The 24,706-nt window shown below is 43.6% G+C and carries 23 protein-coding genes and 1 pseudogene; 4 read left to right on the top strand and 20 right to left on the bottom strand.

Annotated elements, in window-relative coordinates; translation table 11 throughout:
* From ST42_RS00490 to ST42_RS00505, 4 genes are all read right to left on the bottom strand, one after another.
* Positions 1-3,486 (bottom strand): Eco57I restriction-modification methylase domain-containing protein (locus ST42_RS00490; protein WP_044071863.1); only part of this gene is annotated, 3,486 nt, incomplete at its 3' end.
* A 13-nt stretch (positions 3,487-3,499) separates the two neighbouring features.
* Positions 3,500-4,657: a hypothetical protein gene (locus ST42_RS00495; protein WP_052485541.1), complete on the bottom strand. Its 1,158-nt coding sequence runs from the start codon at positions 4,655-4,657 to the stop codon at positions 3,500-3,502.
* A 113-nt stretch (positions 4,658-4,770) separates the two neighbouring features.
* A complete protein-coding gene (locus ST42_RS00500; RefSeq protein ID WP_052485540.1) occupies positions 4,771-5,781 on the bottom strand; it encodes a helix-turn-helix transcriptional regulator in 1,011 nt (336 codons plus the stop codon).
* Between the two features lie 22 nt (positions 5,782-5,803).
* Positions 5,804-6,034, bottom strand: coding sequence for a helix-turn-helix domain-containing protein (locus tag ST42_RS00505; RefSeq protein WP_042519868.1), 231 nt, complete (start codon positions 6,032-6,034; stop codon positions 5,804-5,806).
* A 343-nt stretch (positions 6,035-6,377) separates the two neighbouring features.
* Here ST42_RS00505 and ST42_RS00510 point away from each other — a divergent pair, with 343 nt between their 5' ends.
* Genes ST42_RS00510 through ST42_RS00525 form a run of 4 tightly spaced genes read left to right on the top strand, consistent with a single transcriptional unit; the run spans position 6,378 to position 8,150 of the window.
* On the top strand, positions 6,378-6,668 hold the full coding sequence (locus tag ST42_RS00510) for a hypothetical protein (RefSeq protein WP_042519813.1): 291 nt from the start codon (positions 6,378-6,380) through the stop codon (positions 6,666-6,668).
* A gap of 13 nt (positions 6,669-6,681) precedes the next feature.
* Positions 6,682-7,176 carry a hypothetical protein gene (locus tag ST42_RS00515; protein WP_044071867.1) on the top strand — a complete coding sequence of 165 codons (495 nt, stop codon included), beginning with the start codon at positions 6,682-6,684 and terminating at the stop codon, positions 7,174-7,176.
* Positions 7,177-7,179: 3 nt separating this feature from the next.
* On the top strand, positions 7,180-7,701 hold the full coding sequence (locus ST42_RS00520) for a 2'-5' RNA ligase family protein (protein ID WP_042519811.1): 522 nt from the start codon (positions 7,180-7,182) through the stop codon (positions 7,699-7,701).
* A gap of 23 nt (positions 7,702-7,724) precedes the next feature.
* Complete coding sequence (locus ST42_RS00525) at positions 7,725-8,150, top strand: hypothetical protein (protein ID WP_042519810.1); 426 nt, start codon at positions 7,725-7,727, stop codon at positions 8,148-8,150.
* On the opposite strand, the gene ST42_RS00530 is transcribed toward ST42_RS00525, so the two are convergent.
* From ST42_RS00530 to ST42_RS13720, 16 genes and pseudogenes are all read right to left on the bottom strand, one after another.
* Entirely contained in the window at positions 8,151-8,684 is a 534-nt protein-coding gene (locus tag ST42_RS00530) for a hypothetical protein (RefSeq protein WP_042519809.1), read from the bottom strand.
* Positions 8,684-9,223, bottom strand: a complete 540-nt coding sequence (locus ST42_RS00535; RefSeq protein WP_042519866.1) for a glycoside hydrolase family protein — start codon at positions 9,221-9,223, stop codon at positions 8,684-8,686. The genes ST42_RS00530 and ST42_RS00535 overlap by 1 nt, the downstream gene beginning before the upstream one ends.
* The gene (locus tag ST42_RS00540) at positions 9,223-11,418 is read right to left on the bottom strand and encodes a type IV secretory system conjugative DNA transfer family protein (protein WP_042519808.1); all 2,196 of its coding nucleotides are present in this window, start codon (positions 11,416-11,418) and stop codon (positions 9,223-9,225) included. Before ST42_RS00540 ends, ST42_RS00535 begins: the two co-directional genes overlap by 1 nt.
* Before the next feature lie 24 nt (positions 11,419-11,442).
* Entirely contained in the window at positions 11,443-12,102 is a 660-nt protein-coding gene (locus tag ST42_RS00545; protein WP_042519807.1) for a hypothetical protein, read from the bottom strand.
* An 8-nt stretch (positions 12,103-12,110) separates the two neighbouring features.
* Positions 12,111-12,623: a hypothetical protein gene (locus tag ST42_RS00550; RefSeq protein ID WP_042519806.1), complete on the bottom strand. Its 513-nt coding sequence runs from the start codon at positions 12,621-12,623 to the stop codon at positions 12,111-12,113.
* Positions 12,624-12,626: 3 nt separating this feature from the next.
* Positions 12,627-13,478 carry a conjugative transposon protein TraN gene (traN, locus tag ST42_RS00555; RefSeq protein WP_042519865.1) on the bottom strand — a complete coding sequence of 284 codons (852 nt, stop codon included), beginning with the start codon at positions 13,476-13,478 and terminating at the stop codon, positions 12,627-12,629.
* Positions 13,479-13,505: 27 nt separating this feature from the next.
* The gene (gene traM / locus ST42_RS00560; protein WP_042519805.1) at positions 13,506-14,744 is read right to left on the bottom strand and encodes a conjugative transposon protein TraM; all 1,239 of its coding nucleotides are present in this window, start codon (positions 14,742-14,744) and stop codon (positions 13,506-13,508) included.
* Positions 14,716-15,147, bottom strand: coding sequence for a hypothetical protein (locus ST42_RS00565; protein WP_042519804.1), 432 nt, complete (start codon positions 15,145-15,147; stop codon positions 14,716-14,718). The genes traM and ST42_RS00565 overlap by 29 nt, the downstream gene beginning before the upstream one ends.
* Positions 15,148-15,159: 12 nt before the next feature.
* The gene (traK, locus tag ST42_RS00570; RefSeq protein ID WP_042519803.1) at positions 15,160-15,774 is read right to left on the bottom strand and encodes a conjugative transposon protein TraK; all 615 of its coding nucleotides are present in this window, start codon (positions 15,772-15,774) and stop codon (positions 15,160-15,162) included.
* 42 nt (positions 15,775-15,816) lie between these two features.
* Positions 15,817-16,947 carry a membrane protein gene (locus ST42_RS00575; protein ID WP_042519801.1) on the bottom strand — a complete coding sequence of 377 codons (1,131 nt, stop codon included), beginning with the start codon at positions 16,945-16,947 and terminating at the stop codon, positions 15,817-15,819.
* 34 nt (positions 16,948-16,981) lie between these two features.
* Complete coding sequence (locus tag ST42_RS00580) at positions 16,982-17,764, bottom strand: DUF5045 domain-containing protein (RefSeq protein WP_042519800.1); 783 nt, start codon at positions 17,762-17,764, stop codon at positions 16,982-16,984.
* Positions 17,765-17,805: 41 nt separating this feature from the next.
* Positions 17,806-18,540, bottom strand: coding sequence for a hypothetical protein (locus ST42_RS00585; RefSeq protein WP_156132552.1), 735 nt, complete (start codon positions 18,538-18,540; stop codon positions 17,806-17,808).
* Positions 18,530-21,082 carry a lipase chaperone gene (locus ST42_RS00590; protein WP_042519798.1) on the bottom strand — a complete coding sequence of 851 codons (2,553 nt, stop codon included), beginning with the start codon at positions 21,080-21,082 and terminating at the stop codon, positions 18,530-18,532. Before ST42_RS00590 ends, ST42_RS00585 begins: the two co-directional genes overlap by 11 nt.
* Positions 21,079-23,643, bottom strand: a complete 2,565-nt coding sequence (locus tag ST42_RS00595) for a TraG family conjugative transposon ATPase (protein WP_042519797.1) — start codon at positions 23,641-23,643, stop codon at positions 21,079-21,081. The genes ST42_RS00590 and ST42_RS00595 overlap by 4 nt, the downstream gene beginning before the upstream one ends.
* A 116-nt stretch (positions 23,644-23,759) precedes the next feature.
* A complete protein-coding gene (locus tag ST42_RS00600) occupies positions 23,760-24,062 on the bottom strand; it encodes a hypothetical protein (RefSeq protein ID WP_042519796.1) in 303 nt (100 codons plus the stop codon).
* A 37-nt stretch (positions 24,063-24,099) separates the two neighbouring features.
* A pseudogene (locus ST42_RS13720) lies at positions 24,100-24,195 on the bottom strand (DUF4134 family protein); the annotation flags it as partial.
* Positions 24,196-24,706 lie beyond the last annotated feature (511 nt).

Here is a 24,706-nt window from a genome sequence, read left to right on the forward strand (position 1 = left end):
AAGAGAACCATCAAAAGGCTTTTCTTCACCGCGAGCATATGTTCTTAACCCAAATGGCTTATTTTGAAATATACGAGATGAATAAAAAGTCGAAACTTTTGAAAGAACTTTTTGAACTATACCAACACCTATGTTGTCACGAATGAAAATACTAAATTCAGATAAGTCTCTTTCACTAGTAATTCTTTTGTTATTTACAGAAGATGTAACAATACAATTTCCTTTATGATTTATATCCCAAAGGAAATAGCATATACCACCAGCAATATCGACATTATCAAAACAGTCTCTACTTTTGGGGAAATCAACAAGATGTGATATATGTTTATCCTTTAACATGTCAACTCTAAAATCATCAAGGCCTTTACCGCCTGCATACCATCTAGCGGGCATAATCATTGAAAAATAATTTGGTCTAATATGCTTTGCAGTATTAACAAAGTGATGGTATATAGGCGATGCGCTAATACCCTTACTACCTCCACCATCATTTTGCTGATATGGAGGATTCCCTATAATTGCATTAAATTCAATCATCTGCTTACTTGTATTTCCCTTCCAGAAACCAACGGACTTTAATTCTTTTACAAGTCCCTCTCGATCATTAGAAGCTCGTTCAATTAATTGTTCATTTTTAATATTTGCCTTGCTCTCTATTTGGCGAAAACCAAAGAGAGTACGTCTTGTGATACCAACAGCCATCGGTGTATTGCAGATAACAAATATATTATCAGTTACAATATCATCCCAAACGACTTGCTCTTCTTGCACACTAACGTTCTCTATTGCAATACATTCAGCCTTAATATATTCTTCAAGGCGACGACGATAAAGTGAATATGTCACAAAGAGCGGATAGAGACCTGTTTTTGAGTTAATTTCCAAAATTTTAGTTTGTACTTCACCAGATAGGTCAACATTGTCAAACAATTGCTTGGTAACATCGCCTTGATCTACAAATCGTGGCGTTTCAAGCATTCCAGTCTTCTCATCAAAAGTCTCATCATAAAAACACCATCCGCCAATCGTGTCACTCATATGCATATTGACAACACGCCAAGGGGTTAAGACAGTTTCTTTGTCGGGATTACGGAAGTAAGAGAATATTTCCGCAATCTGCTTGATGCGTTCATCGACGTGCATAAAATCGGCCTCACGTGTGAGTGCACGATATTTTTTACCAGCTTCTTCAAAGCGGGTTGCATTGAAACACTTACGAATTTTGTTAAAGTCCTCCTTGCTGATGCCCTTAGGCATAAATTCTGCCCATGACTCATCCTTGATTTTACGAGTAAAGTTTTCAACTGTAAGGTCTTCCTTGGGATCGCCAGCATCGGCACCACCATACATAAGCAGTGGAATGCGGAGAGCTATTCCACGTATGTTAGTTATACGAGCTTTGAACTCTTCACGAGCCTTCTTCAATTCCTCATTACGTGCGAGACGTTCAGCCTCTTTCTGAAGCCATTCCTCACGTTGTTCCTCACTCCAAGATTCCCATTGATGTTTAAACTTTTCATCCTTCTGAGCCTTTTTCTTTGCTCTTTCTGCCGCTTCAGCCTTCTTACGTCGAATACTATCTTCGTATGCAGCACGCTCTTCCTCTGTCATGTGACTAAGGTCAACTGCTTTCTTTGCTTCTTGTCGTTTTTCATCAGGTGCCTTACCTCCATTTTCGCCAATATGATTAACAATGTCTTCATCAATCTTATTAAGCTCGTCCTGATTGTAAAGACATGGATCATCAAAACCCTTGCGAACAAGACGATCAATAAAGACATTCTCCAACTGCTTATAGATATACTTTACATCAACAGGACTCATCTTTCCATTATTCATGGAAATGACTGGACACAGTTCTATGAAATCCTGTACAGTTTCCTGGTCACGCATTTCTTGTGTCTTTTCCTCCTCACCTTCCTCTTCTTTCTTCTCTTTAGCTTTTGCCATAGAAGAGAATTTAGCAGTTTCAGCCACAATCTTCAAAGTCCTGTCTGGAGCAAAGTCAAAAACGTAACAAGAGGTTTTCATCTTACCGTCAGGAGTCTTGTATGGTGACTGGACTCGGAAGATGGTCTGCATATATGTTGCAGCCCCATCACCACCTTTCAAATAGAGTACGGCAGACCAAGGGCGAACAGTTACACCAGTAGTCAGACGGCCACAAGAAATTGTGATTGTACTAGTTTTCTCAGGTAATTCACCTATGGCATTGTTCACTGCATCGAGAGCATTCTCGTTTTGTTCATCAATATCTCCTTTTCCTGCAACATTGACAATTTCAAAACGCTTAAATGTCGGATGTTCACGTAATAATTGTGTTAATGCTGCAGCTTCATCAACATGCGATACTACCCATAAAGTATGCCGGAACTGCTGTCGGTATTCTGTTGTTGAGAACGGGAAGTTATTGGTATCATCCTTTGTACAAAGTAACTGAAGGAATTTCTTTACCTCATCTTCATGCACAAACCGGCCTTTTGCACCTTGTGGCATAGCAGCCTTGTCTGCCTTTGGGTTTCCTGTCCATGTACGCAAAAACTCGTTAAATGTGAATACGCCATCATGATCCACAACATCTTTAATATTATTAGTAATGTCGTAGGTGTAAATGTTCATCTTAGGCAATTCTGCATATGGATTTAGCTCATTTGGGTGTTTTACACTCCATTCAAGCTTTGCCTGTTGTTCAGAAATATAGTCCCAGGTAAAGATTTCCTCTTCTTTAAAGTCTTCATACAGGTTAAAGGGTGTACCTGAAAGATGAAGCATCTTTGTCTGTCCTTTATGTAAAAACTCGTCAATAACTCGCTTACCAAGAGCGGTACGTGTTCCCTCATGTGCTTCATCAATAACAACAAGGTCCCAATCAGTGTTCAAGATGTCTGCCTTTAGTTTCTCATTCTCTTTAGTAGAGTTATGACCAAAAGCGTCTTCCTGCTTATCTTTGTTCTTTACCTGAGTTTTAACGTTTACAAGTTCAGACAGACGAAGGTACTGCATTGAGACAAAGAATACATAATGATGGTCTTCACTTTGGTTAACGAATTTCTCTAAGTCGTAGAATCTACGCTTATCATGCTGTTCATCATCGAATAAAGTACTAAAATCCCACTTCTTTTTTTGATTATCATTTCCTACTATACGGTCAGAAACAACATTGTGAAAGTCGTCTTTCCAACTATCTTTTACGTCAGGACGATGTGTTACGATGAGGGTGCGTTTCACGCCCATTTCACGAGCAAGCTGCAAAGCACATAATGTCTTACCAAAACGCATCTTTGCATTCCACAAGTACTGAGAATACTTTGATTCTACTGTCCATTGATAACCAGAAACTTTACTGCCGCTTCGCTTACAGAATTGGTTCTTAGCTCTATCGATAGCATCCCTTTGTTCAGAACGAAGTGTAATCTGGTCATCACCGAAAAGTGATGCTCCAAACGTCGCCTGTATTTCTTCTAAAGTATTAAACGTATTGTCCATAGAAGTGAGGGTTTTATTGTTGAGTTTTATTATTATTTACTAATGATTCAAAGGTCTGTTTAGGAGCAGACTGGTCATGAAAGTCTTGCGACTTTAATGTTGCCTTCTTGATATTTACCCCGTCTAAGAAGTCCTTGATTAAGCAGTATTGCTCAAAGAGTTGAACTGGTTCTGGAATAGGTTTTACCAACTCAGGAAGATTCATCTCGTCCAGACCGAATAAACTATTCTGGGCAATTTCTGCTCTTTCTTTTATTTGCCTTTCGTAGTCTTTTAACTTCGCCTGGTATAATTCCTCTCGCTGTTTACGATTTTGAACCATGTCTTCATATCCAGGTAATCCGTAAGTTAGACCATCCATCTGCCACAAGTTCCATGATACGATGTAAGCAACACCTGGCATTATACGCATCTTGTTTTGATTAAACTTTTTTTCGCCAAACTGCTCAACGTAGTGCTCCTCAAATGTGTAGAAGAGAGCTTCACGAGCTAAAAGTAGGTTGTCACCTTGCCACTCGAAACCGTATGTTGAGCGTAAGGCAATCTTTGCCCATAAAATCCACTCTTTTGAATCCTTCACATTTTCCGATACAATGCGCAGTTTGCGGTCAAGCATACCTATACGGAACTTCGCTACATCATTATATTCGCCAGTAACGGCATCATAACGATTAGCAAGATAAGGGGCTTCACCACAGGTTGTCTCCAGACGCATATCAGCTACATAATCCTTCCAATCTTTCCCTGTACCTTCAAAAGAGATTTGCTCTTCATTGTTTATCCATTTATGCGGATTATCAGGGTCAGGGGAGTTGAAAAGACCTTCTTTACGACCGAACCAAGCTTCATCAATCAAGTTATTCTGTGCATTACAAATCCATGAAGGAGTAAACACTTCTGCCTTATCCTTGGCTCGTTGTGTTTGCTCTTCCTTCGATTTTACTGCACGAGGACGAATAATTTCTTGATATTTGCTTTTATCATCAGGATTCTGCTTTATATCTTCTTCATACTGTTCTTTTGTTAAGACAACGCCATCAACAGAAACATACGAAGTGATTTTGTCTATTGTTATTGGGTCAAAGAAAGCGAAACCCTCTCCATAATCAGCATACGACTCGGTAGCCCAGTAGATGTTCTGCTGGGTTGTATGATCCTTCAAAAGGTTCATACAGACCTGTTCTCCGTAGCTGAGAAGCAATTGGTTTTCACTTATGTCTGAACTATTAACCATATTTATGCAATATCGAGTGCAAATCTAAACTTATACTGTGCAGTCTATCTTCACACTCCGTAAATTTTTATAATTTCTTTATATTTTTCTATAATCTGATTACGAAACCACTCTGGAGAAAGCACTTCAACCTGTTGTCCAAACGAGAAGATGTTTTGTTCCAACTCTCGGTTAATTCGCACATCAATGGATAGTGTGCCATCATCCGCATTCACAACCTGTTGACTATGATGAATTGGCTTCGAAACGACATAAGGGAATCGCTCCTTAGCGAATTTCAGTACGACATGTTCCACATCAGGATGCTTGCGGTCATGAGTTACACCTACTATGTCATCGAAATATGTCTCATAGTCAATCTGGTCATTTTCTACAAACCGCACATTGGCGATAGAGAACTTCACAATACGGTCGAGAGCCTTGTTTACTGGACTCATTCCATATTCTCCATGGTCTTCAAGTCCGAAAAGGAACCACCGTGTATTGTACTGCTTCATATAGTGAGGATGGATGACCATAGTCTGTTCATCCCCTTTATATGGGCGGTAAGTCATCTTCAATGGCTGGTGGTTGATTATTGCATCGATAAGGTCTGAAAGAAACTCAATGCCTTTCAGCTGGTCATTTTGCTCAAAGGAAACGACTTTATCACGATTAGCTTTTATACCAAAACGGAGTTCCAAACTTGAAATCACCTCTTCCAGCCATGCGTTCTTAGGACTGCGATAGCGACCAAGCATGTCAATGGTTGAAAGGAGGTTCTTCACTTCCTCGACAGAAAGTTCACTGCTGAAGATGGAGAAATGGGGATCTTCATAAGTGTAGTAGCATCTTCTACCCTCAATAGGACGCGCCACGATAGGAGCATTATAAGAAACTCTGTCACGCATATAAGTTATATCAGCACGTATTTGACGAAGACTGACAGTCTTACCATACATATCAAGCAAAGCATCATTTACCTTGTCAACGAGGTCTTCAATCTCGTAACGACGATGACGGTCACTGAAACAGCGGTCAAGTATCTGGTATCGTAAAAGCGCGTTCTTATTGATAGGCATAATCGATGATGGTTAGAAGGGTTTAATCTTGATTTTTTAAAATCGTAGAATCATCCATACGAACTAAATCGCCAATATCGCACTTCAATGCCTTGGCAATCTCAATTAAGCTCTCCAAAGTGGGCTGAGAGGTATTCGTTACCCACCTGGATATAGTGGCAGTGTCCTTGTTAAGCATCTCGCTAAGGTCTTTATTAGTCACCATGCGCTCTGCCATCACTACCTTAATTCGATTCAACGGTTTGGAGTCCATATACATTAATTTATATTGTTATTGGTTGCAAAAATACGATTATTTCTTGAAAAAACCGCTGATTTCTGCACGATATTGTTATTGGTTGCAAAAATACGATTATTTCTTGAAAAAACCGCTGATTTCTGCACGAATTTCTCATTTTTCGTGCAAAATAATTGATTTTGGAGTCAATTTTCATTATTTCTTAGTATATTTGCATATTGAAAAGACAAGAAGCTACATGGCAACAGGATAAGTTGGCGTAAGTTGTTAATTTCTGGAAGCTATGAAGATAGGCTGCACAATAGGTCTCTACTTTTGCGCCTAAGATTTAATTACTCACATTAAAAACAAATGAAGTATGGCAACATTAAGAACCTATAGATGCAAATGCGGGTATGAAGTCCAAACTGAACCCACTGGGCATTATGGACTTTTCGCCGGAGAGTTTTACAACTTCCGTTGTGCAAAATGCAAAGAAATAATCTCTATTTCCGCTGACGAACTGGCGAGTCAACGGTATTTCCCTACAAGTCCAAAGTGTGGGGCAGAAAACGAAGAAATACACAACTGGAATCCTATCGAGGGACATTGCCCTAAATGCGGCAAGAAAATGCAAGAGGTTCCTGGAATGATAATTATGGCAGATTAAAATCTTTACGATTATGAAAAAAGCGATTTTCTTTCTTTTGTTGATTTCAACTATCAGCGCAAATGCACAGACGGCAAAGACAACCACAAAGACACCAACCAGTTCTAGGTCTGTGAAGCATGAACAGAAGGTTGCCTCCCTTCTATCCAAAATCGACACGCTTCTTTTGATTAATAATCAATTGTTGGAACACTTGGAGATAAACACTTCTCTAAAGGAGCGTTACAAATTATATCAAACTGAAAACATCTATACCTTCCTTCAGCTGGACACAAAAACCGGCATGATAGAACAGGTTCAGTGGTCATTAGATTCTGACAATGAAGGAAGTGTAACCATTAACTCTGATGATTTGACCTATGGATTTGGCTATGGTTCCGGGTCTTTTGAGTTATACCCAACCAAAAACATGTATCAGTTCATACTCATTGACAAAACAAGCGGCAAGAAATGGCATGTGCAATGGGGTATGAAAAGTAGTAAACGTTGGATAAGAAGAATTTACTAATCAATGAAAACCTATCTTGAAATAAAGGTTCCTATATACTACAGTGCTCCTTGGTTTTATGAACTCAGGAAGGCATTGAAAGATATGCCTGTACTATGGCAAAAAGGTTATTACCATATAACCATAGCCTTCATTGATGACACACAGCACCTTCCTGATGTAGAAACCATCATGCATAAGTATCTGGATCATGCCCATCCTGTCAATATCACCTTTGACAAGTTGGACGTTTTTACTGCTGGCAATGGTATGAAGATTGTACATCTTGGTACAAACAACATTCCAAAAGGATTCCAAACCTTGGTTGATGACATCAGACGTGACATTAGTTGCACAAACTCCAACATACAGTCTGATTTCAAACTACATGTCACATTAGGTCGCATATCCGAACCAGAGGCAAGCATTGATGATGTCGGATTCCTCATTGACGAAATAGACTTCATGCCTTTTACTCTTTCACTCAATGAAGTTGAATACAGGGTATTTAGAGGAAGAAGTATTTATAAAAGCACTCTTAAATAATCACATAAAAACGTCTTACAATTATGAAAACAAAAGCCGTTACAATTAGTTTGCTCCTATTTTCTTTTGTGTGCTTAACATCCTGCAACAACACAGGAGGGAAACTAGAAGAATTAGAAAAGCAAGTCAATAAAATCGCTCTGAATACAGCAAACGCAGAACCTATCTATAGGCTTTACCCCACACGAAACATGTGGAACTTCCTGAAGCTTGATACAAGAAATGGTAAAATCTCGATGGTACAGTTCTCTGTTGAAGATAATGAGAAGCAATTTGAGTACGAGCTTTCCAATAAGGCTCTATGCGAGAATACCGCTCCGGGAAGATTTATGCTACAGCCAACAGAGAATATCTATAATTTCATCATGCTTGACCAAGTATCGGGACAGACATATCAAGTACAATGGAGTTTTGAAGAAGACAAACGTTTCATTATACCAATAAAATAGTTATCTGGATAGTCCTGACGAGTGCTGAATTTCAAAATTAAGGAGTCTATCGCTCATTGCATAACTAAGTATAATGCCCTTTTGACCAAGGGCATAGTAAGCAGCTTTTGCTGTTTCACCACTGTCAACACAGTTATCCAGAAGATATGGGATTTTCCCTTTGGGCAATAAGCCAACTTGACGGAACCCCAGTTCTGCACTTGTTAGAGGATGCCCATCCATCTTGGCTTGATAGTTAGAAACCCGGCTTTTGTCTTTAAGCACATTGGCAACAGAAATTCTTCCGTCTGATTGTTCCGAAATAGCTCTGGCAAGATATAGTGTCTGAAGAGCATAGCCATGATGCCCGGGAATGGGAACAATAACCGCATTCTCGGGCAACATCTTTGCTAACTGACGAGCGCAAAAGTTAATGGCTTGCGGATCATTCTCTTTCAACTTATGACAAAGCCAGTTGTTGATGCCGTCATAATAATGACCATGAGAAATAAACCGTATGCCGTCAACTTCCATATCTATGGTTCTATCTTCCATCACCTGATATATAAAAGTGCCAGTTCTGCATAACGGCGACGTTCTATGGAAGGTATTTTCTTTCCTTTCCAATGACAGAATCGCACATAGTCTTCCTTGAAATCACGAATACCTGCCTCGATTTTCTTCAGCAACTTGCTTTTTGGCCACTTGCCTTTACAGCCAAGGATTTTTCCTGGTCCTACGTTGTAGGCAAGAGCAGCAAGTAGAAGTGAGTCTTTATCATACTTATTGAACATCGCACACAAGGACTGGAGATCTCTTCTGAGCAATGCATCAGCCTCTTTAAGAGACATATTCGATGAATAAGTCTCGCCTGGTCTCAGTTTATGACCATACCCGACGTAGGGATAATCCTTTTTTCGGTGGATGCCCTCATAATACTTGATGCAGCATACGGCTCGCTCAAAAGGGGGCAAGTCGTAAATGCTGTTCATAGTCTCTAACTGTTTTGTTTCAGAGGGTTCACGAGCCTGAGCATTCGCATTCAGGCACATGGCTATCAGATTGAATAGAATTATAGTTCTTACTTTCATTATCAACGTACTTTGAATTTATTGATTTCGTCTATCATATTCTTCACATCGAGGTTTACGGAAACGAAATTCTGGTACAGAATACGTTCCTTAGCATCAACGGAAGGGAAAGAATAAAACTTAGGAATCGGGTAGTGCTCGTAATCTGCTTCTTCCGCCTGTATTTCCTTCATGTCAAAGTCTGTCTTGCAATAGAACTTTGAGGTCTGGAACTCGGCACTCTCCTGAATGTTCATAGAGTCACCCCGTCCTGTCTTGGTCTTGATGAAATCACGTGCAGACTGACCACATATCCAGCCAGTAGGCATGTCGGAAATCTTAGAGGCAGGAACAAGGCTGTCCATATTCTCATTGAGATTGATAGAGGTCTTGTCACGGTCGATGGTCACACCTTTCTTTAACTGAACAACTTTTCCAAATATGTCGTTACTGAGCCATTCGAGGGTTTCCTTGGCTCTGGCAGAACCGCTGACCACATTACCAACTGTCGTGATAACCTTCTGCATACCGACTTTGCCGTAGTCGCTTTCCAACTGAGGCAGTTCCTGAAAACCGAGTGCCACGCTTACCTTATTGCTTCGGGCAGTACCAATAAGACGGTCTATCTTGTGAAAATACAGGGTTGGCAACTCATCGACTATGATGCTGACTGGAATGTTCTTACCCTGACCGGTATTGACACGAGTGACAAGACGGTTCAAGATAAGGGCATTCAAGGCTCCGATGATGCTCTCCATTTCGGGATCGTTGGCAATCAGCAGATAACTGGGATTGGCAGGGTCTGACACCTTCAAATCAAAGTCATCGCCATCCTTGTGGAATATCCAATAGGACTCTTTGGTGGCCAGACGTGAGGTATAGACACGCAGCGTACCAATCATACCTTCCAACTGCTCCATAGCCTTGTTCTTCATGGCTGTCTGGAACGGACCAAGTAGCGGTGCTACCTCTGGGTCTGTTTCCAATACCTCGAAGATGGTCTGATAGTCAAGATTGAGGAACGAGAGAATATGCGGCATGTCGCTGTACTTGCCAAGCCAGTAGTAACTATCCGGGCTGACCTCGTTGTGATTGGCATCAAAGACTCGTCCTGTCGGTTTAGGACGATGCGTCTTTGGCTCTTCGGTCATCTCGGCTTCCAATGGCTTGTTGGTTTTCTTGTCATACGGAACCTTTCGGTAATTAGCGAAGAAGAAGATACAAGCCGCAAGGAAGTTGACGGCAGAAGTCTGGAAGAACTGGTCAGAACCACCTCCACCCTCTTTCTTGCCTTTCTGCAGAGATTCGAGCAACGTCTCAGCCGTTTCACTGGCAGCGGCAAGATTGGGAATGTATTTGAGCTGAATAGGATTCACTCGTCGGCTATACTCTACATCTACGAAGTTGATGATATTGAACTTGCAGCCCTTGGGCACCTTGCCAGCTGCAAGGTTTTTGCGGTAATGATAGTAGAGTTTGGTGGCCAGTGTAGGAAACTTGTAGTCGTAAACGACCATAGCAAAGCCCTTGGCACTATGCTGACGAATGAACGGCTCGATAATTGAGAAGGTCTTACCAGAACCAGGAGTACCTACCACCCATGTACCACGGAACGGATTGACGATGTTCACCCATCCCTTGCGGAACTTCGACTTGTAGTAGTAGCGCATGGGGATATTCACGCTATACTTATTCTCTATCAGCTCTTCACATTGCTGGAAGGATTCGTTCTCGAAGTTGAAACGGTCTTTGAGCAGCCCTTCCTTCAAGAACTTACTGATGTTGTCGAGTGCCACATGAATGAGGATGGTTCCCAGTATGGAGGCTGCCATATAGAGCCAGATGTTGAGAGTTATCGTATAGAAACGTGTGTCCATGCGTGTCTTGAACAGCCAGATAGACACAAGCGTCACGATGAAGCCGCCGACTAAGGGATAAAGCACCTGACGACGGGCATCAAACTCAATATGTTTCTTGTTGCGAGTACCGATACAAGTTATACAGATACAAAGGATAGTGGCCAACTTGCTCCAAACGAGATTGCCATCATGGTAGATAAACCATCGTTTCATGCGGTCATGGACATCGCAGACGATACCGCCCCAGTAGTCAAGCAACGCTGGGTCTATGGCATACTCGAAAAACTCAACTACGAGAGAGACGTAGATGAGTGTTCGGAATATCTTATAGGCAGTCTGAAGTTCTTTGGTTTCTTCCATTTCTGATTATCTCTTGGCTCTAAGTTAATTGTACAACGTGATGATTGGTCGTATTTTATGCGACTCGATTTTGGGCGTTTCCTGCAATGCACCTGATGACAGAGAGAAGAGCCAGGCTTTGGCCGACTCCTGCCCACTGACCTCTGTAGAACTCCAGTACCAGCATTCACTTGGATCTGCTGAAATCACGTCACCTCCGCATTTACTAATATAGCTATTGACAGCAGCCCGTGAAGCATAAAGCAACTGGAGCTGGGCAACGGAAGGTATATAGGCACTCTGACCATACTTCCACATGGCAAAGACGGAATTTGCAGCCGGAGATAAGCCAGAGGAGAACAAGGCATGGGTATTGGTATTGCCGTCAAACGCCGTCGGATTGGCCGAGGTGTTCTGCTTGACACCGAGACTGTCACAGAAAGCTGACTGCTCTATGTCCCACAGATAGACGGCATAGCCAGTACCTTCTGTCTTTCCATCCTGATTGACATGGAAAACCACACCAATGGGAGTCTTACCCTTGCTGACCACATCGTCATAACGGACTATCTCACCATCGGTACACAGAATATCACAGGTCTTCATGGCTGTATCAGGAAACTCTATGTGCTCATCACATGAGGTCAAAGTAACTGCAATGCCTATGATGGCAACAGTAGCATGGATATAATTCGATATCTTCATCTTGAATACTATTTAAGGGTTGGAATCTTGATGCCTATAACAATTCCTTCACGGAACAAGTCTTTTCGGTCAGGAACCATCAGGTCACACTTGGCTTGCACATACATCACCCATCCTTTTCGGAGGGCGAAATTATGCTCATACCCCACATGGAAGCCACCAAGGAATTTGTCTGTATTACTGCCGACACTTGCTCCGATACGAAGGTTGCCATAATTGTTGCGTCCACGTACCACACAGGGCTTGTAGGCTACACCTATGCCCCAGGTATTGTAGTTCTTCCAGAAAGATTCGGGACAGATATGACCACACGACTGGCATTCGTCCCATTTGAGATAGCCATTGACAAAGTACTCCCAAGCATTGTGGTACTTAGTCTCGTGTTCCCAAGACAAGGTTGCATCAAGGCCATTCTCATAGAGAAGTCCCATGCCAAAGGAGATACGGTCACTGTGGGATTGTGCAATAGCTGATGCGGACATACAGATAGCCGCAATCATAGACAATAGAACCTTCTTCATGGCTTATTCCTCCTTCAACAATAAAGCGTTAAACGAATCGGCATAGAGCACATCCTCATAGTCGATATTGAGGGTAATGGCTCTGCCGCTAATCTGCTTCTCGGACAGTTCAATACTCAGCACCTTATCATTCGGGAAGGTCATCTTCTTCAGGACAATGACGTTTCGGTAGCCGTACTTGAACGTCTGACTCTGGTCAAGGACAAATGCCGGAGTGAGTTCAATCATCTGGGCATTGGTGGCCTTTGACTGCTTCTTATCGGAGAGCTTCACTCGCAGTTCATCAATATCGAAGCGGATATTGGTACGGTTCTCGATTGAGAAGTCTATGAAGAAGTACTCCCCTACGCTATAGATGTTGTTCAGGCGCATGGTCATACGATGCTGCTTGGTACTGACATTGCGGATGCGAGCTGCTGAGTTCCATATTGAGCGTGCATACTTTGCCATTTCCTCAGTGGACATGCTGACAGACGGATTGTTGTAGGCAATTCTCTCCTCTGGCAAGATTTGCTTGTCGGTAACTGCCTCCTGCAGTCTGGTCGTGTAGATTAGTGCATATTGGCTACGGTAACGCTCAGTTACGATGGTGACGATGGCAAGTACATCACCATCTGCATGAACATCCGCTCCCTCCTTGGGTTTCAGACGGATGGTGTTGTTAATGGGCTGGTCGCCTACAACCTTGTCGGTACTGATGTCAACAAAACGAACTGGCTCGGAAGCCGTAATGACGGTTGTCACCTGTTCGTTCACCGTAAGTTGTTCCATCTCTTCATAGGTTTGCTGTGCCATTGCTGGAGCAGCAGACAGGGCACCCAACAGGAGTGCGCCAAGACTTTTGATTGATTTCATATACATTGCTGAATTAGTATTTTGACGTTATTTATTCTTTGTTTCTCTGCCATTGATCAGATATACGAATGTGCCATACTTCAACTTGGCTGAGTTCTTCTTGATAGACTTGCCAAGAGCATTACTGGTCTTCTGAACGATGTTACTGATAGCCTGGTTGCCCCATTGCGTGAGGGCATTGCCTCCAGAGGTATTGCTACTGGTGAGCGATGAAGTATTGCTCATAGCTCCAGAAGCCACGTCTTTACTGGTTTCTCGGAAACTGCTGCTTGGAACATAGAGACCTTCAAGTCCGTCAGTATCATAGATTGAAAGGTTGACCTTGATAAGCTCATCATGTATCAATATGCTCTTGACGCTTCCTTTAACTCGCTGAGAGCCGAAGCCACTCATCAACGCATAGATATAAGTACCCTTGGGCACCACTACTTCATTGATTTCGATGTCATCCAGAAGTCGGAGGCGCACCCTGCTGCCATCCACAGCCTTGACATTCTCATCGATGATGGCCTTGATAAGATTGGGTTCCTCATCAGCATTGGCAATGGTATTGAAGTAGTCAGATGTCACCTTGACCTTCTTCACAACCTCCTGAACTTCGTCATCTTCGCTCACACCTTTCACGGCACGCTCGTTGACAGTTAGCTTTCCTGCAGCCTTTCCCTTTTGTTCACCAATAGAATCTGTGTTTTCTGAGCCATTATCATTGACTGTTGGGGATTGCATGGCTTGCTGGCCTTGCAGTCTGGCCTGAGCCAAGGCACGGTTCAGTTCCTCCATCGCTTCTCGTTCACGCTGCTGACTGCGTGCGAGCCGGTCTTCTTCTGAGAGGGCGTTGCCGTTTGCGACTTCCTGACCTTTTTGTGCGCTTTCCTGTAATTGTCTCTGTAATTCAGCGAGTTTCTCGGCATCTTGTGATTCGAGCAGTTCACGCTCCTCGTCGCTGTACTTAGAGTCGTAGTTTTCTTTTTCTTCATCGTTATTTCTGTCTATGTTGTTCATTGCAGTATAATCGTCAATACGACCATACGACTTTAGCATACTCTCATACTTATTACCAATACCATCCCCCTTCATCTTGGCATCTGGCAGGTCGGGATTCAAGTACTCTGTCGTGGTCATGCTGGAATCCGGGATCTCGGCCTTTTCAGTATGGAACAGGTCGATGACGAAATATCCGACGAAGAGCAGAGGAACATAGATAATGAGGGGCAGCATGTATTTCGGCTGCTTCCAGTTAATCTTCTTTAGCGTCTGTATATCCATTGTCTTTATTGTTTTGAGTTACACTTTCTTGAAATTCTCTGTTGATGCTGGACGGCATACAATGAGCTGAACTAATGGCTTTCCGTACTCGCCGATGGCGGTTCTTAATCATTTCGTCTTGTTGCTCCACTGCACTCCTGGGCTTTCCTGTCTGGTTCCATACACGCCCCATGCGGTAGATGTTCATGCCGAAACTGAATATGATAAAGCCAAAGACGATGATGAGAAATGCCTTGGTGTGCTTGTTGGCAAAGTCCTGCACCTTGGCAGCGAACTTATCCAACTTGCTCCACCTTGCGAATCTTCTGCCTGCATCAACATCCCTTTCGTACTGTTCTTTGTACTGAGGATCATCTTTGTCGGGCATCTTATCCCCCATGATGAATTTCTTCCAACCTCCCATAGCCTTGTACGATTAGTATGCGTTCTTGGTTTTCTGCTCAATGTCCTTATTCAGGAGCGTTCGCCAGTTGGTGATGAGAAGGCCATGAGGATTGTTGTCCGTTCTCGGCACCCGTTTCAGCTGTCCTGCCGTGACAAGTTCTCGCATGAGGATGCTTGTGCGTCGCTCAATACGCTGACGACCATAGTAGGTAAACTCCATGTTGTCCTTGTTGAACTTGATGCTGTCACAGAAGATACTGAACACGGCACTTGTTCCCATGATGTTCGAATAGAAGCCTTTTTCCTTTAGGGTGTTGTACTGGGCAAGACCTGTTTCATCGACAAGGTACATGGCTTTCTCCGTGGTGTACTTGATGTACTTGTCATCAGGGGCAAGCGTAAAGAAGAACTGGTGGAACATTTCCACATGGCTCTTTGCTTCAACGTCAAGCGTCTCTTCCATCGTGCTTCGATTCACGAGGATAGGCACATTACCGTCAAGGACATAGACCTTCTGGTGGGCATCATTGACCATCGTCCGAGCCGTCCAGATGCTGGAGATACTGATGATGACACATCCCGTCAAAAAGAGAGAACAGATAATCAACACCAGCTTGATTTTGTTTTCGAGATTTTTTATAACCATAATAGCTGTGATATTTGAATTGTATTACATTGTTTCAACCATTTACAACACTCTGCCTACCATGCCCTGTGCAGACATTTTGGCCTGTTGTGCGACACCTTCACCGAAGTTTCGGGTCGAGAAGGCTGTCTCACCTTCAGGAATCATCCATGCGGCAAGGTCTGGAACCAAGTTCAGGCACTTCATGGCGACAATACTTGCTGCCATCAGATAACCGGCTGAGAAGAACGAGTTCTGAAGGTATGCTGCCATCGTCTGCTCACTCTGGGTAATGGCCATCAGGTTTTCTGCCTGGATATTGAGTACCACATCAAAGAGCAACAGCACGTAGAAGCCGACGAAGTAGAGCATCGCACCATAGAAATGGACTGTCAGATAGCGAATGAGCCACTTTGCCCATGAGGATTCCCATTTGGGCAATAGACTGAATGCCCATTGTATAGGCCCGAAAATAGTAAGCATACCAAGCAATATCTGCTGGCAATAGATGGTTGACCACCATCCGATGCGGAATACTATCAGGGCTATGAGCATGATAATCTTGTCAAGTCCAACTACTGCACCACTCGTTAAGGAGGTGAACCAGAGCTTGCTGGCATTCTCTTCCATATTGGTGACTTCATCGACACCTGCCTGTTCCATCGTACTTTCTATCAGGTTGGGGTCAGACGTTCCCGTATGGGCAACATCTGCCTTGGCCTGAAGGTCTGTGTACATGGTGTCTCTGGTATAAATCAGCTCCTGGATCTCCTCAAACTTATCCTCAATGATGATGGATTCTGCCTCATAGAGGTCATGCGTATAGGAGCCTATGCAGTTCGGGATATAACTGAGGAAGTCAAGGAAGCACCAACTGCTGCCACTATTGGTAATGCCCGTATCTGCCGGTGGGTACCACCAGCAAAGGATAACGCTGATGACAAGAGGCTTAAAAAGCTTCATGATGTCAAGCGGTTCGTGCTTCACCATCATCTTGTAGGCCATACCAGCCGCTACAATGATGGAGAAGAGTGCAGCGAGTGCCATGCTCATCTGCAATATCCACCAAAAACTTCCTTGTGAGCCTGTAAAAGTAGCGTCACAAAGAAACTCGTTGGTCTGGAATATCACATCATCAATCTCTTCTTCGAGGATGTTGATACCAAAGTCTGATAGTATGCTTGTATCTGCCATTGGGGTTGTTTGTTTTGAAATATGTCAATAGTTTTTATTCGTCTATAGTGATTGTGCCATCCGAGGAATTGGAACCTCCATCGGAAGAGCTATTCCCATTTTGGACTTTCCAACCGGCATCACGCCATCTGTTGTAAGCAGCTCTGGCGTATGTTCCATTATGGTTAGGTCTTGTACTTGTTGCTTCGAGCAGTTCCTTGGTCTTGGTTCTGGTATTCAGCTTAACAATGTACTTGACCAACGTCTCATTCTGCTTACAGATGTCTGCATAGATGGTCAGGTATTCTTTCTTTCGCTGAGCATTGGGCATATAGGCATCTTGTGTGGCTTTAATGGCACACTGGAAGATGTTATAGTAGTCGTTCCACCGCTCCTTTTCGTTGAATGTTCCTCCTGCGCTAACGATGCGGTTGATGTTGTTCTGGAAATCATTCAACTTATTCGTTATCTTTGTTCCTTCGGCAAGCCACGCCAAATCAATCTGGCGGTCTGCGACATTGAGTGCTTCAATCTCTGCACGCTTCTCCAAGGATGCTTTGACAGAATCTGCATCGTCCACCTGTTGCCACCCAGCGACACCTGCCAGTGAACGATAGGTAAGCTTGTTCTTTGAACCTGCTGACCTCTGGTAACTACGATGGAAAACATCGTAGTAGAATGCAGGAGTCAGACCACCTGCTCCAATCTCTTGCACGGTTATCTGATTCATCTTTGCTTCATCGTGATTGTAGGTCACATACGACTGCGCACGTACTTCAAGTATTGATGAAGCAATAATCATCATAACCACTGAGAATAATTTAGTTACGTTATTCATTTTACAATTTAGTTTAAGTTGAACATTATATCCTGACAATACTAATCCCTACCTAAATATCCATTCCTTCGCCACCGTCCGAAAGCCCCATCAACGATCTCCTTCATCGTCTTGGCGCGATACACCTGAGCCTTCCAATAGCCTATGCGAACCTGTATGTATTTCCATGTCTCGAAGTAGGCTGTATTCAGATGTTTCTTGATGTTATCCAGACTCTGATTGATTGCATTCAGGACTGTCAGGAGGTCACTTGTTGAACAAGCTGCAGCCCCAGTCGCATAGAGTACGAGGTCACTGACAGACCTGTATAGATTATCACCTTCGTCCGCTATCTTTGACAATGCCCTGGCATTGATGGTAATGAGAAGCGTATCGGTAGTGACTATGTTACCTCTCGACAAGCATTTCTCATTAAAGTCATTCAGCATCTTCTTATAATCTGCCACTCTGCCACTAACGGTCTCGTAGGTGTTATACACGTTGAGACTGGTTCGCAAGGACTGATAGAGTATGTCGATAATATCAAAGGCACGGGTATATTTGTCCAGCTCCTTGTTGATGTCCTTGTAGCCTATATTGGCATCGCTGCTGTAATCATGCAACAGCTTATTGCTGGCTTCAAGGGTCGAACGTACAAGGAGAAGACTGCGCTGCTCTTTGTGGTCGTTGATGTAGGCTTCCACAGAGACAACATCAAAGCCCAGTTGAGCCTTGGCTGACATTGGAACCAAGGTCAACAGGCAAAGAATTATGTAAAGAATATTCTTATTCTTCATAGTCATCGTCGTATTTGCCGTTATAACTGTCTGAGTGCATCTGGTTGGCTGCATTGCGGAGCCAACGTCTGCGGCACTTTTCTACTAATGTATGTCTTCTGCCTTGCTCGTCATTGATATAGGGAAGAGCTGACATGAGCATGTCGACAATAGAATGCTTGTAGTGCATCATCTTCTCCAATGATACGAGGTCGGCATATATCTTGGTGAGACGGGAATCTATGTCTCTCGCTATCTCCAGTCGGTCACTTGACCACAACAGATGGTAGGTATCTTCCGAGTCATCTTCTGCTATTGGCTCACTCTTGGCATATTCTACATTTGGCTGACAGTTGGGGAACTCCCTTGCCACTTCGGAAAGCTTCTGATTAACCATATTTGCCTTTTCCTCGTCACTCATCTCTGGATCCAGATTGAGAACTGCTATTACCTGCGTATCGCTATAATTGGTGGTGAGTTCCCAGGCAATCTGAACGATGGCACGGTGAATCTTTATGCCAAGGAAGTATTTGGGCCGCCTTGCTATGCTGACTGTTGCCTTGAATGTGATAGTGCCGTTAATGTTCGGCATGGTAGCTGTACGGACATAAGTATTTCCGTCCCAAGAGCCACTGCCATTCCAAGAGAGATTGAAAGCGGTCTTACAGTCCTGCATGATGGCAGGAATACGGTAGTAGTCATCGGTTGAAACCGATTCTCCTTCCTGTGCCTCCTGCTTTGCTTGTTGGTATTGCGTGAGCTGATTCTGCCAGCTGCTTTTCTCTGAGTTAAGTGAACTGATGCGGTTCTTATTGGCGTTATACTGTTGACGATATGCAGCAGCATCTTCCACGCTCGCACTGGCAATCTTCTTGATAAGGTCGGCATTCTCTGCTTCAAGGGCATCAATCTGTGCCTGTAGCATAGCAATCTGACTCTGGCATTCCTGAATCTTAGCATCCAGCTCTGATGTGTTCACGCTCGATTCACTTACGCTCGTAGCCATAGCGCATTGCTTGGTGTGGGCATTGACACTACCACCACAACTGCTACACTTGTACTGTGTGCTGCCCTCACTTAACTTGGCTCCATCATGGCAGGTGACACTAATAGTGGCCACCTCACAGTTCTGCAGCTTTCTGGCATCAGTAGCCTGATAGTATTTCTTGCTATCACATCCTAAGTAGTAGGTGTAGCCTTCCTCATTGTCATTATAGTCTGCAAGACGCGCGTTCATGCCAGCCTTGAATGCCTGGAGGTTCATGGAATAGGAGTCAAAGACATCCTCGTACTTGATTTCCGTATTATTCCAAGATTTGGTCACATGAATCTCATAAGCGTAGGCTTTAGCATACTGACCACTACGGCTCTTGCTCAGGATATAGGCACTGCTGTAGTAGTTGATGCTGTAATAGAAGCCATCGTTGCTGTTATTTAGCTGCTGAACACGGCTACGGCTCCATCCTGCGTGATTCTCGGAGTTCTGCAGTGCAGCCTCTCGTTCGCTGCTGGTTGGCCAGTAGTTAGGATCGCTGGTACTGATACGATACCAATGGTCACCATAGAGGATGCTGTTATCATCGGTGGGAGGATAATAGTCACACAGTTTGACGCTGCCCCTGTCCACACGATAGATATACCATCGTTGAGTATAGTACTGACCCATACCTTCACGGGCATAGTCTGTTATCCATGAGGTAACATTATAATTAGAGAGGTTGAAGAGGTTGGCAAGACCTTCTTCACCTCCAATGAAACTGAGGATTGTGGCTCCAGCGTTGGTACTGATGCCGTCATACAAATATTGGGCGTTTTCAGCAATCTCCATGACGCTGATAGCCTTGTCTAAGATAGAGCCATTGAAATTGCTTTCACCAAGGATGGAGTTAATCAGGTTTCCTGCTCCAGCATATGCAAGATTTACGCCCATAGCGTAGAGGTTATCCAAGTCCTCCTGAAGACTCTCCTTAGTGAAATTATCGCCAATGTTGGAGAAGTTGTCCAGCATGGCTTTCCAGTCAACATCACCCAATTCTGAGAGTTTCAAGATGTCTGCCAATTCCTGATTGATTTCAAGAAAGGCAATGTCTTTGAAGGATAGACTGCTGTTTGTCACTATGCTCTCAAACTGATAGCACAGACTCTTAGTCTCTTCACATACCTTATACAGGTACGAACCCCAGTAGAGTGCATTCTGAGGATTCTTAATCATCATACCGGCTACCGTCCATATCTTCGGCATGATCTTCATGGAAACCATGCTGTAGATACGGCGATAGTAGTAGTTTTCGGTGCTACTCGTCCAAAGACCCAAATCCGTGAGAGCCTTGCGGTCAAGGTATTTACCGGCAAAGATACCAGCTGCAGCAACTTCTGCAGCCTGGTAGCTCTTACGGATTTTCGCCAACTGTTCTGCATAATACATCTCAGTTGCCGCCTCCGTATTGAAAGCGGCAGCCATAGCAGCGACAGTCTTTGTATCAAAATTGACGCTGTAGTACTGTGCCTTGACTGGAGCCAGGGCACAGACGATTAGAGATAGTATGAGCAGAACACGTTTCATGAATATTGCTTCACTGTAGGTTGTAAGTTCAAAACATGTCCGGCTTGGTTGACTTTCTGCGCAAACGGCAATGACTTGCTGATTCCGCTTCTGTCCCAATCCCGACAATAGGCTTCGATGGCTTGCTGATGACTGCATCGCAACTCTCGTTTGTAGAGTTTCAATGCTTCTTTCTCAGCACGTTCTGTGGTATAGGTCATGTAGCACTCATGGGGTTCCTCAACACCAAAGACTGCTGCATTCTGGCCACGTCTGATGAACACCTCACGGAAGAAACTACGACCTTCCTTGTTTTCAAGTCGGTTAATTGTGAAGATCTTTCGGCAGTCCACGTCGGTCAAACCAAGGATAGCCTTGATTTCATCAAAACGGTCCTTGAACTTGCTTTGGTCAAGCAACATAATCACATCGGAGTTATTGATGATGGCCTCTTTGACGATAGGACTACCGACAATGTCCTGGATTTCCTGCGTTACCACACCGACGGAAGCCCAGAACTTACGAGCTGTCTTATACAGGTACTTGATGTACTCTGCCATCATCGGGGAAGCAATTGCTTTCCATGCCTCCTCGATAACCAGCACCTTTCGGTTCTTCTTGATACGCATCTTTTGGATGAACACATCCATGATAATGAGCGTAACCAAAGGGAAAAGAAGTGGGTCATCCTTGATGGAGTCAATCTCAAACACAATGAAGGTCTCATCAAAGAGAGCTGTGTCCAGATTCTCATTGAGAGTAAGCTCATGGTTGCCGCCTTTGTAGAAGTCCTTCAGCAGGTAGTTGTAGGTCGCCAAATCAATACCTTCGAGGTTATTATCCCTCACAATCTCAGGAATACGTGCGGTGCTGTATTCATAGAATGTGTTGAAGGAGAGTTCCTTGACCTTACCTGTACGGAAGTGGGCATCATAGTATTCGGTGATAACATCCTCTATAAGATGGTCTTCCGTTTTCGTTATCCTGCCGTTGGTTCCCTTCCATATCAGCATGATAAGGTTCTTCAAGAAGCCAATCTTCTCGATGTTCAACTCCTCTCGCTTGATGGCAAAGGGATTCATTGTAATAGGATGTTCCTCGGTGTAGCTGATGTACTTACCGTTGACATAATCGCAAAGTCCCTCGTAGGAATTACCTGTATCTACCAATACGACATCGGTATTCTGCTCCCAAAGCTGGCGCACCATACTGTTGGTGAAGAAGGACTTACCACTACCAGAAGGGCCAAGAATAAAGAAGTTGCTGTTGTCTGTAATCTTGTTCTTACCTTCCTTTCCGCTGATGTCGATAGCAACTGGCACTCCCTGCCTGTCTGTATAATAGACTTTAAGAGGAGTGTCCTCACTATGCTGGATATGCTCCTTGTACATAAGGCAAGTAGCAGCATCGCTTAGCGTCAGGAAGCGGTCATAGTCAGGATTCATTCCGTAGCAGTTGCCGGGGAACGAGTTGACGAACAGCTCCAACTGATTGTATGCCCTCTTACTGATATGTATGCCCATACGTCCAAAGGAGTTCTCCAGATGGTTGGTACATTTCTGAATGTCTTCGTCGATAGGAACTGACACGACAAGGTTAAAGTGGGCATAAACCAATTGCTTGTTCTCTCTGGCTATCACGTCCTGCACCTTCTTGATGTCCTCCACGGCAATAAGGTTGCTTGGATTAGGCATACTGGCATGGCGATTCTTCTTTTTGTCAAGCAAAGAGAGTTCTCGCTTCTGGTTTGGCATAAAGAGCATCTGATTGTAGATGACCGTTTCTGCCACAGGGATGTTGTCCACAAGAGATACGAGGTCAACCGGCATCGAGGTATTGTTAACCTCAATGTTGGTGTAAGGACGAATGACTCCTGGGAGGTTGATGCAGTCCACATCGACAAGGCTATAAACCTTGCAGCGTTTGTTGCCCATGCTGATACTTTCGTCATCCACCTTGAAGTTGGTCATCGACACAATCTTACCCGTGAAGTTCATGGAGAAGTAACGGTCAACATAGTCCCTTGCGGTTGCACCATCCAGATACGTAGAATCAACGCCGCTATCTTTCAGCTGGTCTTTCACCTTGCGTATCTTCACAAGGAAATCGCGCCATTTCTTGCTGTCAAAGGAGAAAAGACGGCTCTTTTTGTTTTCCTGCGTGATGATTAGATAGGTCTGAACATCTGTATAGGTGCGTCCAGTGAAATAGCGGAAGTAGCTTTCGCTCAGGAACTCATGGTTGTCGTTGGTTTCGTCATGGAACTTCTTCTTGATGAATACGTCCTGCTTGTGGATAGCATAGCCTTCGCCAAGAGTCTGGGCAAGAGCAGTCAACAAATTGGTAAACTCATAATAGTTATCAATGTTGGCAGAGTATTTCTGGACGGGGTTCTCCAGCTTCAGAATGGCAGAGTACTCGCCAGTCTTAGTATAGAGCACACCGATGCCATCCACATCCTCTACAGAGAAGTAGATGTCCTGGAATATCTTCTTGCGCTTACCGCCAGTTCCGAATGCTTTGACAGAGGTAAGCATACCCAAGAGGATTGCTGTAAATGCTATGATTACGTATAGTATCATTCTGTTTCGTTTCAAATGAAGGTAGGCTCATCCTGTCGAGAGGGTGAGCCTACTGATTCCACTTTATTCAAATTTCGACACACTTGCTCATTTGTTTAAATTTGAATTTAAGGAGGTTACATCTTCGTTGAGTAGGCATAGATGAACACTCCACGGTCTTCCTTCTTGGTGTGCAGTCCCTTCTTCTGCTTGAAGAAAATGAGAGCTGCACCTGCCAAGAGGGAAACAGCGAGGACTATCAAGCCAACCACAAAACCAAAGATGCAGTACGCAATGATGAAGCCGAGGATGGCTCCTCCGACGGCTATAGCCGCCCATGTGATGTAGCGTCCCTGTATTCCCATAAATTCAAGAGGTTTCTGGAGTCCCTTGAACATGGGATAACTGAGGTACTGGCTGTCTTTCGTCTCTTCTGCCATATCGTGTCATCTTTTATTAGCCAACATTACCTTACCGTTAGAGGCCGAAGAACAGAGGCAGAGCCTGAGCTGCAGCAACGAGGAAGATACATGCGCCTACAACCATCATGATCTTCTTCTTGAGAATCTGCTTCCGAATTGTAAAGTGCTGAATATCAACACTCCCAAAAAGCAAAAAGTACCAAAAGAAACAAACTGGAAACAAAAATTTCAAAAACCCCAAAATGAAAACATCTGCTTAACATATCTTAACACGGAAATGAACGGAAATTTTCATTTTCTATCATTTTGTGCTGCGTTCCTGAAGGTGCAAAATCAGGTATTGTGAACCTTATTGTCGTTTCAGCAATCAGGTTGAAAAAATGGCTTTAGTTGGAAAAATGTGCACGAAAAGTGGGCTTTTCAGGTGGCATTTTATAGTATTTTCTGCGAAAATACAGTTGTATGTTTAACTTTCTACGTATAAGTCTCTTTAGTCTCACGGAATTTTATTAACTTTGCACCAAAGTTTATTTTTCCTAAAATCCGCAACTATCATCCAATACACGATTAAGGGTAGATTTATGAGTCGTTAGTAGCAGCTTTCAGTAAAAAGCAACAGCACAACATCAATATGTAGCCACCATCCCCTTACCCCACGATGC

Source organism: Prevotella pectinovora, from assembly GCF_000834015.1.
GTDB lineage: Bacteria > Bacteroidota > Bacteroidia > Bacteroidales > Bacteroidaceae > Prevotella > Prevotella pectinovora.

Bases quoted from the DNA above. Each gene is read 5' to 3' on its own strand.
- ST42_RS00495 (WP_052485541.1), bottom strand. From the start codon at position 4,657: ATGAACCTTTTGAAGGATCATACAACCCAGCAGAACATCTACTGGGCT.
- ST42_RS00500 (WP_052485540.1), bottom strand. From the start codon at position 5,781: ATGCCTATCAATAAGAACGCGCTTTTACGATACCAGATACTTGACCGC.
- ST42_RS00505 (WP_042519868.1), bottom strand. From the start codon at position 6,034: ATGGACTCCAAACCGTTGAATCGAATTAAGGTAGTGATGGCAGAGCGC.
- ST42_RS00510 (WP_042519813.1), top strand. From the start codon at position 6,378: ATGGCAACATTAAGAACCTATAGATGCAAATGCGGGTATGAAGTCCAA.
- ST42_RS00515 (WP_044071867.1), top strand. From the start codon at position 6,682: ATGAAAAAAGCGATTTTCTTTCTTTTGTTGATTTCAACTATCAGCGCA.
- ST42_RS00520 (WP_042519811.1), top strand. From the start codon at position 7,180: ATGAAAACCTATCTTGAAATAAAGGTTCCTATATACTACAGTGCTCCT.
- ST42_RS00525 (WP_042519810.1), top strand. From the start codon at position 7,725: ATGAAAACAAAAGCCGTTACAATTAGTTTGCTCCTATTTTCTTTTGTG.
- ST42_RS00530 (WP_042519809.1), bottom strand. From the start codon at position 8,684: ATGGAAGATAGAACCATAGATATGGAAGTTGACGGCATACGGTTTATT.
- ST42_RS00540 (WP_042519808.1), bottom strand. From the start codon at position 11,418: ATGGAAGAAACCAAAGAACTTCAGACTGCCTATAAGATATTCCGAACA.
- ST42_RS00545 (WP_042519807.1), bottom strand. From the start codon at position 12,102: ATGAAGATATCGAATTATATCCATGCTACTGTTGCCATCATAGGCATT.
- ST42_RS00550 (WP_042519806.1), bottom strand. From the start codon at position 12,623: ATGAAGAAGGTTCTATTGTCTATGATTGCGGCTATCTGTATGTCCGCA.
- traN (WP_042519865.1), bottom strand. From the start codon at position 13,478: ATGAAATCAATCAAAAGTCTTGGCGCACTCCTGTTGGGTGCCCTGTCT.
- traM (WP_042519805.1), bottom strand. From the start codon at position 14,744: ATGGATATACAGACGCTAAAGAAGATTAACTGGAAGCAGCCGAAATAC.
- ST42_RS00565 (WP_042519804.1), bottom strand. From the start codon at position 15,147: ATGGGAGGTTGGAAGAAATTCATCATGGGGGATAAGATGCCCGACAAA.
- traK (WP_042519803.1), bottom strand. From the start codon at position 15,774: ATGGTTATAAAAAATCTCGAAAACAAAATCAAGCTGGTGTTGATTATC.
- ST42_RS00575 (WP_042519801.1), bottom strand. From the start codon at position 16,947: ATGGCAGATACAAGCATACTATCAGACTTTGGTATCAACATCCTCGAA.
- ST42_RS00580 (WP_042519800.1), bottom strand. From the start codon at position 17,764: ATGAATAACGTAACTAAATTATTCTCAGTGGTTATGATGATTATTGCT.
- ST42_RS00585 (WP_156132552.1), bottom strand. From the start codon at position 18,540: ATGAAGAATAAGAATATTCTTTACATAATTCTTTGCCTGTTGACCTTG.
- ST42_RS00590 (WP_042519798.1), bottom strand. From the start codon at position 21,082: ATGAAACGTGTTCTGCTCATACTATCTCTAATCGTCTGTGCCCTGGCT.
- ST42_RS00595 (WP_042519797.1), bottom strand. From the start codon at position 23,643: ATGATACTATACGTAATCATAGCATTTACAGCAATCCTCTTGGGTATG.
- ST42_RS00600 (WP_042519796.1), bottom strand. From the start codon at position 24,062: ATGGCAGAAGAGACGAAAGACAGCCAGTACCTCAGTTATCCCATGTTC.